The following is a 14,655-nucleotide window of genomic DNA, read 5'->3' on the forward strand; positions in this document are numbered from 1 at the left end:
TTGCCGTCGAGGCCGTTATTTAAGGGTCATTTTCGGGCTGACTTCCTTGCCTGAGGCAGCGAGTCCCTCGCGCCACCATTGCGCGAGGCGTTGCACATGACCGTCCTTGAGAATCGTGAAATGGTTTCCGGGGCCGTACCAGACGCTCAGGTCCGGCACATGGGACTTCCAGCCTTCGAGCATCGATTGCTGCTCACGCTGGTTGTTCGCGGCATCCAGTGTCGGGTCTTCAGCCAGTACCAGCCGGACCGGACCGTCGTAGCGGTGAACCGGCTTGTAGCGCGTACGCAAGGCGGCCCCGAAGGCACGGGCCGGCCCATTCATTGCCGTGACCGGAGAGCGGGCCGGCAGAATGCCTGCGCGCACCATGCCCGCATGCAGCATTCGCATCTGCCCGGCATCGTTCTGGGCAGCAAAGGACGCAGCATCGATGTTCAATGATTTGCCAGACGACAACTGAATCGCCTCGATCAGACGCTTCAGGACGCCGCTGCTCGTATAAGGCTTGCCCACCACACCGTTGCCGCCGGGCGACTCGCTGTCGATCAGGGTCAGAGACGCAACCTCGCGTCCCTGGGCCTGGAGGCGAGCCGCCATTTCATAAACCACCCAGCCACCGAACGAATGCCCCAAAAGATGCACGGGACCGTGGGGATGAACCGAATCGATGGCCTTCAGGTACGCCTCGGCCGCGACTTCCACCAGACCGAAAGGCACTGTCGCGCCATCCAGCCCTCTGGGTTGCAGACCGTGTACCGGCCAATGCGGACCGAAAGCATCGGCCAGGGCGATAAAGCCGGTGACACTGTCGCCGGCCCCCGGCACACAGAACACCGGCACATGGTCGGCACGCCCGGACTGAATCGTCAGCAATGGATGGAATGTACCGCCGTTCGGACCAACGGGCCCGCCATCCTCCAGCGCCGCACTGATGGCCTGACCCAACACCTCGATATGCGGCACCTCCATCATGGACTGGTGGTCACCCGGTACCGAGATGCAACGCAACTGGGCAACAGGCATAACCGCCTCCCAACCCAGGTTCCCGTCATGCAGTGGTGCATCCGTGGCTCGTTCAGCGGCCACGAACAGATGCACCGGTACAGGAATCGGGTACACGCTGTGGTTCGCAAGTGCATGGCCATGAGCGACTTCGCGATCCAGGTAAGACCAGAGCTCGTCACGTCCCAACACTGCAATTTCCGCAGGCAACAGATTCTGTGCGCGGCAGGCGGCCAGCAACGTATCGAAATCTGCCTGGCGGGCCATCGATTGCAGTGCCGCCAGAGCATCAGCGATACGGGCACGCTCTTCATTGCTCAGCCCGGCGGCATTGCTCAGTACCTCGCAACGATCCAGCAAGTGCAAGGCATGCCCGTGTTCGCCGGCCCAGCGTTGCTGCCCCTGATCCACGAGGCGCGGGTAATAGCTGTCGATCAGGCCAAGGAACTCGACCGTTTCTTCGAGTGCAATCAGCTGGTTGGCGATTTCATAGGCCAGAACACCCCCAAACGACCAGCCCGCCAGACGATAAGGACCTTGTGGCTGAACCTCACGCATCAGCCCGACCAGTCGGGTTGCCATGCATTCCAGCGTCTGCAATTGCGGCTCACCCCAGGCCAGAGCGGGCAATCCATAGACTGGCGTATCGAGATCGATGTGTTTACCCAGCGCCGGGAAGTAAAGGTCCAGACCGCTGAACTCATGAACCAGAAACAATGGCGTACGGGTGCCACTACGACGCACGGGAACTGCGCCTCCTTCTCCCGACTGACCAGCCCCGCGCTGCTGGATAAGCCCGGCCATGGCCGCGACACTGTCGTGCTCGAAGACCTCGGACAAAGTGATGCGCGCATCGATCTGAGTCAGAACTCCGACCAGACGCACCGCCAGCAACGAGTGGCCGCCCAGTTCGAAGAACCGCTCATGACGTCCCACCCGCTCCAGTTGCAGCACGTGTGCCCAGGCCTCGGCCAGTGTGCTTTCAAGCCCTTCATGAGGCGCTTCATAACCCCGGCTGACCAGCGCCAGTTCATCAGGATCCGGCAGTGCTTTGACATCCACCTTGCCGTTTGCAGTCAATGGCATTTTTTCCACCCTTACATAAGCTGCCGGCACCATGTAGTCCGGTAGCTGGTTCTGCATGTGCGCTCGCAACGCTTCGAGATCAACGTCGCCATCGGCAGTGAAATAGGCCACCAGGCATTTCCCTCCGGCAGTCGACTCACGCGCCAGTACAACGCCCTCTCTGATCGCAAGATGAATATTCAGCCTGGCTTCGATCTCACCCAGCTCGATCCGGTAGCCACGCAACTTGACCTGATTGTCGGTACGTCCCAGACAATCCAGGGTCCCGTCCGCCTGCCAGCGGCCGGTATCGCCGGTGCGGTACAACAAGGCACCTTCGCCCGGGCTGAACGGATCATCGAGGAACGCTTTTGCGCTGAGTTCCGGGCGGTTCAGGTAACCCAAAGCCACGCCGTCGCCAGCAATACAGATTTCACCCTCGACGCCCACGGGAACAGGCTTTTGTCGCGAATCCAGCACATACACCCGTGTGTTGGACAAGGGTTTGCCAATGGACAGGATGGCTGCATCCGGCGCGACCTCCCTGACCTCATGAGTGGTGGCGAAGGTCGTGCTCTCGGTCGGGCCATAGGCATGAAGCAACTGCAAGGCAGGAGCCTTTTCGCGCATCCGGGCGAACATCTGCGGGTCTGCCCGCTCGCCGCCCGACATCAGGACACGCAACCCGGCAAGGGCATCACCGATCAGGCTCACGTAATGGTTGAAGACAGCCGTGGTCAGGAACAGCACGCTGACCTGAGAGTCTTTCAGAATCTGCGCGAAACGGTTCGGGTCCAGCAGGCTCTCGTGATCGATAATGACGACCCGCCCGCCGTTGAGCAGCGCGCCCCATATCTCAAGGGTGCTGGCATCGAATGCCGGGTTGGATGCAAAAGCCAGACGATCCTGTGCAGTGAACTGCGCGAAGTCGTTGTTCAGGACCAGACGTGCAATGCCACGGTGCGGCACGACCACACCTTTAGGCATCCCCGTGGAGCCTGAGGTGTAGAGAATGTAAGCCGGATCGTTGCCACCGGTTTCAACCGACTCATCAAGGGCTGTACTCGCTGGAGCTGTCACATCCAGCCAGCGAATGCCCTCGGGGACCGACATGTTCCCGGCGCTCAGAGTCAGCACAGCGGCACTGTCATCCAGAACCATGCGCAAGCGCTCTTCGGGAGCCTGGCGGTCCAGCGGGACATAGACCGCACCGCACTTGAGAATCGCCAGCGCGCTGACCAGCCATTCCAGCGAACGGTTCAACAGGATGGCGACAGGATCACCCGGCCTGACACCCTCGTGCCATAGCTGTCCGGCCAGACGCCGGGCCTGTTCGTCGAGGCTGCTGTAGGACGTCTGGACACCGTCATGCTCGACAGCAATGGCCAGCGGGTTCTGTCGTGCCTGCGCCTCGAAAAGACGATGCACTGGCTGGTCCGAAGGGTAATCCATCTGGGTATCGTTGAAGTCCAGCAAGACCTGATGACGCTCAGCCAGCGGCAAGACCTGCAATTCATGAACCGGTTTGTCCGGCGTACGTTCCAGAGCTTCGATCAGGCTGTACAGCGCCCGGTTCATGTAGCCGCAGATGCGTTCAGCTCCGGCCTGAGGTACGGCCTGGGCGGTCAGTACGAACGAGTCGACCATGTCATCCACGTTCAGCGCGACCGGATAATTGCTCCACTCCTCACCGCCCAGCCCTTGAATACCATCCCATGCCGATTGTGCCTGGGCATCGACCTGCACCCCGCTGTGACGGTAGTTGAGCAAGGCACTGAACAACGGCGCCGGTGCCTCGATGCCGCTGCAACGCTGGGCAAGCGCCAGCGAAGCATGCTCGTGAGCCAGCAGAGCAGCCAATGAAGCATGAGTCGAACGTACCGCTTCACGCGCACTCCGGGCAGAGATATCAATGCGGATCGGCAAGGTATTGATGAACATGCCCAAGGCACGATCGGCACCCTCACCGCCCTGCATACGGCCCATCAACAAAGTGCCGAACACTACATCTTCGCGGCCACTGACCAGACTCAGCACCTGTGCCCAGGCCAGGTGATGCAGGCTGGCCGGGCTAACGCCCAGTTGCCGGGCGCAGGCACGCAGCCTTTGCCCAAGCGTCTCGTCCAGCACCAACCGGAACTGCTCGATGCCACTGCCGTCCATCTGCACATCATGCAGGCCGAATGGCAGTGTCGAGGTGCTGACATCGCCGAGCATTTGCGTGAAGAACTCATCGTGTGTCTGCGCTTGTGTAGCCAATCGTGCCTGGGCCACGTAGTTGCGATAAGGCACCGCGGCGTCCAGTTGTGCTTCCTGCCCCGTCAGGAACGCCTGCATTTCAGCCTGCAAGACATCCAGCGCGGTATGGTCCAGAGCAATGTGATGGAACAGCAGGATGCCAACCCAGCGATCCCGCTCATCGTCATAGGCATAGGCCATATGCAGCAGCGGTGCCTGGCGTACATCCATGCGGTAATGACGCGGATCGAAATGCTCGCGCAACTGGTTTTCCAGCGCACCCTGTCGTGGGTCCAGCTTGACCACTTCAATAGGCAGCGGAGCCTGGCGCAAGACCACTTGAACGGGCTCGCTCAAGCCTTCCCAGAAGATAGCCGTACGCAAAATGTCATGGCGCCCGATCACACCGCGCAAGGCGGTGATGAAATCATCCAGACGCTCCTGATTCTCGAAGGTAAACAGCGCCTGCTGCAGGTAAGAGTCACCGACTTCAGAAGCCAGGTGGTGATAGAGAATGCCTTCCTGCAACGGAGCCAGCGGGTAGATATCCTGAATGTTCACCACACCGCCAGGCACCGCAGTAACCAGACGGTCGATCTCGTCCTGAGTCAGATCGATCAACGGCAGCATTTGAGGCGTGATCTGCTCACTGCCCGCCACAATCAGGTTTTCCGGCACCTTCACTTCATGGTCGCTGCCCACGGCCTGTGCCAGTGCAGCCAGGGTCGGCTGGCCGAACAATACCCGCACATCGGCACTCAACCCGGCCTGGCGCATGCGTTCGATCAGCGTGACCGCCAGCAGCGAGTGCCCGCCCAGTTCAAAGAAGTGGTCGAAGCGACCGACTTGATCAACATGCAGCAGTTCAGACCATATCTCGGCCAGCAAGATTTCGGTCGCGCCCTGCGGTGCCTCGTAAGTGCGGCTGGCAATGCTGTCACGGTCCGGCGCAGGCAAGCGCTTGCGATCCAGCTTGCCGTTGGCACTCAGTGGCAGGCTGTCGAGCCTTACATACGCCGCCGGGACCATGTATTCCGGCAACAGGCCCAGCAGATAGCCGCGCAGGCTTTCGACCTCCAGATCATGGCTCGCGGTGTAATAGGCCGCCAGTCGCTTGTCACCCGGTTCGTCTTCACGGGCAATGACCACCGCTTCCAGAATGTCCGGATGAGTGCCCAGACGTGCAGCCACTTCACCCAGTTCGATACGGAAGCCGCGTATCTTCACCTGATCGTCATTGCGGCCCAGATAAATCAGCGTGCCGTCGGCCAGGAATCGGCCCAGGTCACCGGTGCGGTACATCCGCGCTGCCGGGTCACTGCTGAACGGGTCGCGCAGGAAACGCTCGGCGGTCAGATCCGGACGCCCCAGGTAACCGCGGGCAACCTGAACACCGGCAATGTAGATCTCACCCGCACTGCCCAATGGCACCGGTTGGAAGATACTGTCCAGCAGATAAATGCCGGTATTGGCCACCGGTTTGCCAATCGGCGTGTTATCCGGTGTTTCAAGGCCGCTGCAATCCCAGGCAGTAACGTCCACGGCCGCTTCGGTCGGACCGTAGAGGTTGTACAGAACGGCGCCGGTCGGTTGTGCCTTGAAGCGTCTGACCAGATGCCCCGGCAGCGCTTCACCACTGCACATCACACGGGTCAGGCTGTGGCAACGCTCCAGATTGCCGTGAGCCAGGAAGACTTCCAGCATGGAAGGCACGAAATGCAGTGTTGTCACACCCTGAGCCTGAATCGTGTCGCACAGATAAGCCGGCTCACGATGACCGCCCGGACGTGCCATCACCAGACGGGCGCCGTTGAACAGCGGCCAGAAGAACTCCCACACCGACACGTCGAAGCTGAACGGCGTTTTCTGCAACACGACATCGCTCGCATCCAGTCCGTACTCGTCCTGCATCCACAAGAGCCGGTTCACGACACCGATGTGTTCGTTCATAACCCCTTTGGGCTGGCCGGTTGAGCCCGAGGTATAGATCACATACGCCAGGTTCGAGTCTGTCAGGTTGGCAACCGTCGGGTTATCGCCCGGCTGGCCATCCAGATCCTGACCATCGAGCATCAGCATCGGGCATTTGCTGTGTGGCAGGCTGCCACGCAAGGACAACTGGCTGAGTACGACGACCGGCGCGCTGTTCTCCAGCATATAAGCCAGTCGATCCGCAGGGTAATCCGGGTCCAGCGGCACGTAGCCGGCACCCGCCTTGAGAATCCCCAGCAGGCCCGCAACCATATGCAGGCTGCGCTCCACGCAGATGGCGACCCGATCCTCCACACCGACGCCCATGCCGATCAGGCGATGAGCGATGTTGTTGGCCTGGGCGTTGAGCTGCGCATAGCTCCATGACGTGCCCTCGAACGTCAAGGCCGTGACATCCGGCGTTCTCGATACTTGCTCTTCAAACAGGCCATGCAACGTCAGGCCTTGCGGATACTCCACGGCGGTCGCGTTGAAGGTTTCGAGCAACTGCCGACGCTCATCGTCCCGGACCAGCGGAATATGGGTCACGACGGCATGACTGTCAGCGACCATGCCACGCAGCACCGCTTCCAGGTAACCCAGGTGGCGCTCGATGGTGTCCCGGTCAAACAGCGCGGTTGCATATTCCAGCGAGCCATACAGGCGACCGCCGATTTCTGCCATGTCCAGCAGCACATCGAACTTGGCGCTGCGGCTGGTGGAATTCACGCCCTGAAGATTCATGTCACCAAGAGTCAGGTCCTCGCCTGCGCCGTTCTGCCAGGACAACATGGCCTGGAAGATCGGGCTGTGGGAAAGGCTGCGCACCGGATTGACGGCTTCCACCACTTGCTCGAACGGCAAGTCCTGATGAGCCTGCGCCTCAAGGGTGCGAGCCTTGACCTGTTGCAGCAACGCCTCGACCGACGGGTCTGCAGACAAGTCCACCCGCAGTGCCAGGGTGTTGACGAACAGACCGATCAGGCCTTCGACCTCCACCCGGGTACGGTTGGCCACCGGCGTACCGATCACCACATCATCCTGACTGGCCAGACGCCCCAGTACCGTGGCCCAGGCCGCCAATACGGTCATGAACAAAGTGGTGCCCTGACGCTGACTCAGCGCCTTTAGCTCTTCAGTCAGAGCCTGATCCAGCGTCAGGCCGACGGCATTCCCCGAATAGTCCTGGTGCGCAGGACGAGCACGGTCAGTAGGCAGGCTCAGCAGCGCCGGAGCATCAGCCAGTGCCTGTTGCCAATAACCCGTCTGCTGTTGCAACACGTCGGCGGTCAACCAGCAGCGTTGCCACATTGCATAGTCGGCGTATTGCAGTGTCAGAGTCGGCAGCGGACTGGTTTCACCGTTGCGCAGCGCTTCATAAAGAATGCCCAGCTCACGGGTGAAAATATCCGAAGACCAGCCGTCTGCAATGATGTGATGGAAAGTCACCAGCAGGACATGGTCATCGCTGGCCATGCGCACCAGTTGGCCACGCACCAGCGGTCCGTTACTCAGATCGAAGGGTGCTCGGGCCTCTTCGGCCACCAGCAACGCAAGGCTATGCTCGGTAGCAGGTTGTCCCTCCAGTGTCTGCAGTCGCAGCTCGAAACCGATATCGGACGGCGCAATACGCTGTTCGGCATCATGCCCCGGCAACTGGACAAAGGTGGTGCGCAACGACTCGTGACGCGCAACGATCATGTCCAGCGAACTTTGCAGCGCATTGGCATCCAGCTCGCCACGCAGGCGCAGGCCAGCCGGAATGTGATAAGCCGGGTTGTCGCCTTCAAGACGTGCCAGGAACCAGAGGCGCTGCTGAGCAAACGACAGCGGCAAGGCTTGATCACGGGAAACCGCGATCACCGAAGGCTGGGAACTGCGGGCCGCCTGGGCCAGTCCCTTGGCCATGGCCTCCAGCACCGGATGGGCGAAGATATCCATCAGGCGCAGCTCGGCACCCAGTCGTTGCCTGACATGGGCAATCAGACGCATGGCCAGCAGGGAATGCCCACCCAACTCAAAGAAGTGGTCATTGCGCCCTACCCGCTCCACATCGAGCAATTGCTGCCAGACCTGGGCCAGCGCGGCTTCGGTCGCGCCTTGCGGCGGCTCGTGGATCCGGCTGACAAAGGCCTCACCTTCCGGCGCAGGAAGCGCCTTGCGATCCAGCTTGCGGTTCGGTGTCAGGGGCATTGCTTCAAGCATCACGAAAGCGCTTGGCAGCATGTATTCGGCCACTTGTGGCGCGAGCGTTTCACGCAGTACAGCCGCCGTCAGCGTTTGCCCTGCATGAGGCACCACATAGGCGACCAGACGTTTCTCGCCCGGTGCATCCTCGCGGGCGATGACCACGGCTTCCTTGACCCCGAAACAGTCGCCGAGACGGGTTTCGATTTCACCCAGTTCGATACGAAAACCCCGGACCTTGACCTGGAAGTCATTACGGCCCAGGTATTCGAGGCTGCCGTCTGCCAGGTGACGCGCCAGATCGCCCGTCCTGTACATCCGGGCGTCAGGCTCGTCGCTGAAAGGATCGGCCAGGAAGCGCTCGGCGTTCACTCGCTCAAGGTTCAGGTAACCGCGGGCTACACCGTCGCCGCCAATGTACATTTCACCCGCCACCCCCTCTGGAACCGGTTGTTGCCGTGCATCGAGCAGATAAATGCGGGTGTTGGCCATCGGTTTGCCGATGGTGACGTTGTGGCTGACAGCCGTGTTGTCTACATAGGCAGTCGTGCAGGACACGGTCGCCTCGGTCGGACCGTAGGTATTGATCAACTGGGTATGGGCTGGACGCAATGCCTGCCACCATTGCAGTTTCTGTGCTGACAAAGCATCGCCGGTGACGTTGATCAACCGCACGTTCGCCAGCGCCCTGGCTGCAAGGTGCGGCTGGTGGTGCCAGTCACCTACCAGGGTATGCCAGTGCGCGGCCGTCATGTGCAGCATGCTCGGGGCATCATCTTGCAGACCTTCACTGCCAAAGATGTCACGGGTCGGGACCAGGGTCGCGCCAGCCAGCAACGCTGGGAAAACCTCCTCCACCGACAGGTCGAAGTTGAGGGAGTTCTGCTGCAGTACCGAATCTTCAGGCGTCAGCTCGAACAGGCGCGCAGCGTCAAGGCTATAGTTGACCAGCCCGCGATGCTCGATCATTACCCCTTTTGGGTTGCCGGTTGAGCCAGAGGTATAGATCACATAGGCCAGATGTCGGGCGTTCAGGCCTTCGACTTCAGGGTTGTACTCTGCGCCGCTCAGGGGTTTATCCAGAGACACAACCGGGATGCTCAGCTGCGGTAGTGACCGGTCCAGCCCGCGATGGCTCAAGACTGCCTTGGGCTGACTGTCCTGCAACATGAATTGCAGGCGATCCGCCGGATAGGCCGGATCAAGCGGCACATAGGCACCACCGGCCTTGAGTACCCCCAGCAGGCCGACCAGCATATCGATACCGCGTTCCACGCAGATCGCCACCCGATCGTCCGGGCCAATACCTGTTGCGATCAATGTGTGAGCCAGGCGGTTGGCCCGCTGGTTCAATTGCGCATAACTCAGGCGCTCGCCTTCGCATACCACGGCAATGGCATCCGGCTGGGCAGCCGCACGTTCCTCGAACATCCGGTGAGCGGTGCTGGTTTGCGGGTAGGTTGTGCGTGTGCGATTCAAGTCATTCAGCAGGCGCTGACGCTCTTCGGCATCCAGCAGTTCAATGCGGGTGATTGCCGTCTCGTCACCTGCTACCAGACCACGCAGGACATTTTCGAAATAGCGGATATAACGGCGTACGGTGGTTTCGCCAAACAGTGCCGTGGCGTATTCGAGGCTGCCGACCAGTTGGCCCTGCAACTCGCTCAGGTCCAGGGAAAGGTCGAACTTGGACACCGTGTTGGCAATACCAATGCCTTCCAGAGCCAGACCATCCAGTTCCAGCGCTGTCCCACCCGTATCCTGCCAGCTCAACATGGCCTGGAATACCGGGCTGTGCGCCAGACTGCGCACCGGTTTGACAACCTCCACCACTTGCTCGAACGGCAGATCCTGATGGGCCTGAGCACTCAGGACCCGGTCCTTGACCCTCGCCAGCAGCGTGCTGACATCCGGGTCATCCTCGATATCGATACGCACGGCCAGTGTGTTGACGAAGAAGCCGATCAAGGGCTCGACTTCAGCACGCATGCGGTTGGCCATGGGCGAGCCGATCACCACGTCGCCTTGACCGGAAAGCCGGCTCAGCAGCACGGCCCATGCAGCCATTACGGTCATATACAGCGTCGTGCCGTGGCGCTGACTCAAGGCTTTCAGGTCCTGGGTCAAGGCTGCATCAAGCACGATACCCAGGGTCGCACCGGCATAGTCCTGTTGCGCCGGGCGAGGTTTATCGGTGGGCAACGCCAGCAGTGCAGGAGCATCGGCCAGGGTCTGCTGCCAGTAACGGCTTTGTGCTTCCAGCACTTCGCCACTGAGCCAGCGGCGCTGCCACACCGCGTAGTCGGCGTACTGCACGCTCAGCGGTGGCAGCGGATCTTCCATTCCCTGCCTGAAGGCTTCATACAGCTCGGTCAGCTCACGGGTCAGCACGCTCATGGACCAGCCGTCGGAGACGATATGGTGCACCGTCACCAGCAAGGCATGATCTTCGGCACCCAGACGCACCAGTCGTCCACGGATCAAGGGACCGGTGGCAAGATCGAATGGTGCCAGGGCTTCCTCCTGAGCCATGGCGAGCAGTTGTTGCTCACGGTCGTTGCTGGCCTGCAGGTTGACACGGGTAAACGTGAATCCGCTCTCAAGGGATTCAATCAGTTGCACAGGCTCCTGATCTTCACGAACGGCGAAGCGAGTGCGCAAGGCTTCATGGCGGGCAATAATCCGCTCCAGCGCCTGTTGCAGCGCGTTTTCATCGAGAGCACCGCGCAAACGCAGGCCGGCTGGCATGTTGTACGCCGTGCTGCCGCCCTCCATTTGCGCCAGAAACCACAGGCGCTGCTGGGCAAACGACAGAGGAATATCCTCATCACGAGGCACCCTGACAATATCCGGCAGCGCACTGCGACCCGCCTGGGCCAGCAATCCGGCCAGGGCCGACAGTTCTGAGTGAGTAAACAGTTCGGCCAGGCTCAACTCGACGCCCAGCCGCAGTCTCACCTGGGAAATCAGGCGAATGGCGAGCAATGAATGCCCGCCCAGGTCAAAGAACCGGTCGAAGCGTCCAACCTTCTCGACACCCAGCAATTCCTGCCAGAGATGTGCCAGCGCCACTTCGATTTCGCCTTGAGGCGCTTCGTAGCCCTGACTGACCAGTGCCTGCAGATCCGGTGCGGGCAGCGCCTTGCGATCCAGCTTGCCATTGGGCGTCAGTGGCAAGGCGTCCAGCACAACGTAGGCCACCGGCACCATGTATTCAGGCAGCAAGGCTTGCAGGTATTCACGCAACGCCTCGATATCCACACCTTCGACACGGGCCGTGAAGTACGCGACCAGACGTTTGTCGCCCGGCACATCTTCACGCGCCATGACCACGGCTTCCTTCACGCTCTCGTGACGCGCCAGCTTGGCTTCGATTTCGCCCAGCTCGATACGGAAACCACGAATCTTCACCTGATCGTCGTTACGACCCAGGTATTCGATATTGCCGTCTGCCAGCCAGCGACCCAGGTCACCGGTGCGGTACATCCTCGTTCCGACGTTGAATGGGTCGTCCAGGAAGCGCTCGGCGGTCAGGTCATCACGATTCAGGTAGCCGCGAGCCACGCCGGCACCACCGATATAGATCTCGCCCGGAACACCCAGCGGTACGGGCTGGCGGTGTTCGTCCAGCAGGTAGAACCGGGTATTGGCGACCGGTTTACCGATATGCGGCGCAAAACCGTCTTCACGATCCATGGCCACCCAGCTCGAGTAGGTGGTGGTTTCCGATGGGCCATACAAATTGCACAGGCGTTTGACGCCGGTTTCAGCGAACAACCTTTCAACCAGCGCACCCTTGAGCGCTTCACCCGCCACGTTGACGGTATGCACGCCCTGCCCCAGACCGCCCGATTCCAGCAGCGCTTTCAGTGCCGAAGGTACGGTGTTGATCAGGGTCACTTCATGCTCGCCGTCCTGCAAAGCAAGCACGTTCTTGACCACTTCAATGCTGCCGCCCGAGATCAGCGGCGCAAAGCACTCATAGACCGCCAGGTCGAAGTTCAGCGAAGTGGAGAACAGCGTCTTGGCCAGCACAGCAGGCGCAAACGCCTGCTGCGCCCAGGTCAGGAAGTTGACCGTGTTGCGGTGCTCGATCATCACGCCTTTGGGCAAGCCGGTAGAGCCCGAGGTGTAGATCACATAAGCCAGGTGGCTGGAGGTGAGGCCAGGCACCTGCAGATTGGCGGCCGGTTCATTGAGCCAGTTGCCCCGATCCAGATTGATGATCGGTGCCGACGAAGTAGCCAGTAGCTCATGATTGGCGGTATGGGCCAGGATGGCTGCCGGAGCACTGTTCTTCAGCATGTAGGCGATGCGGTCTACCGGATAAGCCGGGTCAAGTGGCACATAGGCGCCACCCGCCTTGAGGATCGCCAGCAGGCCGACCACCATATCGGCGCCGCGTTCGACACAGATACCCACACGAGAATCCGGCTGCACACCCTGATTGCGCAGATGGTGAGCCAGACGGTTGGCGCGTTCGTTGAGCGCACGATAGCTCAAGCGTTCATTGCCATGGACCAATGCCACCGCATCCGGCGTACACTCGACCTGGGCCTCGAACAGACCGTGAATGGTCTGGGTTTGCGGATACGGCGCATGGGTGTCATTGAATGCCACCAGTACCTGGCGGCGCTCGGCCTCGGACAATACCGACAGACGATTGAGATGGGTATTCGGCGCTTCTTCCAGGGCCGTGACCAGGCTCACCAGCGCAGCCTGCATGAGATCACAGGTCCTTTGCGCACCGATCTCGGCAACCGCCTGGGCATTGAGCATGAACCTGTCGCCCAGATCATCCACGTTGAGGGTCAGCGGATAGTTGGTGCGTTCCTCCATGGACAGCGTCTGGATACCGGCCCACGCTGCCACAGCCTCGGATACCGGCGCCTCACCCGCACTGTGGCGGTAGTTGAGCAGCGTGCTGAACAGCGGCAACGCCGAAGGTACACCGCTGCAGCGCTGAGCCAGCGACAAGGAAGCATGCTCATGGCCGAGCAAGGCAGAGAGGCGTTGGTGAGTGGCACGAACCCCTGCCTCGACGCCCTGAGTGCCGACATCGATGCGCAGCGGCAAGGTATTGATGAACATGCCCAACGCCCGGTCCGCACCGGCAGTGCCGCTCATGCGGCCCATCAGCACCGTACCGAACACCACCTCTTCACGCCCGGCAAGCCGTCCTACCACCTGTGCCCAGGCCAGATGCACCAGGCTCGCGGCACTGGCACCCAGGCGGCGTGCCTGAGTGTGCAGACGCTGACTCAAGGCATCATCCAGAACCTGATGCGCTTCTTCGATACCGTGGCCATCACCCTGAATATCCTGCAGACCCAATGGCAATGTCGGCTCATCGATATCGGCCAGCATGTCGCGGAAGAAGGCTTCATGTTCTTCACGGCTGACGCCCAGCCGGGCATTGGCCACATGGTTGCGATACGGCACGGCGGCAGGCAGAAGCTCGGTCTGCCCCGTGAGGCTGGCCTGCATTTCCTGAACCACGACTTCCAGTGCGGTATGGTCGAGGGCCATGTGATGGAACAGCAACATGCCGACCCAGCGCTTATTGGCCGGATCCGCAGCAAAGGCCAGGCGCATCAGCGGTGCGCGTGAAACGTCGAGACGATAGTGGCGTGGATCGAAGCGCTGTTGCAGTTGCTGCAAGACATCCGCTTCGCCCTGCTCCAGCACGACCTCTTCGACGTCCAGGGTTGCCTTGCGCCAGACCACTTGAACCGGCTCGCTCAGGCTTTCCCAGACCACCGCGGTACGCAAGATATCGTTACGATCCACGACGCTCTGCAAGGCATGGGCAAAGATCTCCAGGCGTTGGCGGTCCTCGAAACTGAACTGCACCTGCAGCACATAGGGGTCGCCCTGGCTGGCAGCCAGGTGGTGATACAGAATCCCCTCCTGCAACGGAGCCAGTGCGTAGATATCCTGAATATTGGCAACACCGCCCGGCACACTGGCCACGACGCGGTCGATGGCTTCCTGATCCAGATCCGCCAGCGGCAGCATCTCTGGCGTGATGCGCTCGCAACCTTCGGGAATCAGGTTTTCCGGCACCACGATCTGTGCCTGACCACCCACGGCTGCCGCCAGAGCTGCCAGACTAGGCTGGCCAAACAGCACACGCACATCGGCACTGAGATTCTGCTGGCGCATGCGTTCGATCAGCTTCACGGCCAGCAA

Annotated in this window: 1 protein-coding gene; it reads right to left on the reverse strand. The window is 60.9% G+C overall.

Going from position 1 to position 14,655, the window contains the following annotated elements:
• Positions 1-15 precede the first annotated feature (15 nt).
• Positions 16-14,655: non-ribosomal peptide synthetase (locus tag K5D32_RS07735; protein WP_260407290.1), on the reverse strand; the 14,640-nt coding region annotated here is incomplete at its 5' end.

Origin of the sequence: Pseudomonas cichorii (assembly GCF_019719005.1) — a bacterium.
GTDB lineage: Bacteria > Pseudomonadota > Gammaproteobacteria > Pseudomonadales > Pseudomonadaceae > Aquipseudomonas > Aquipseudomonas cichorii_E.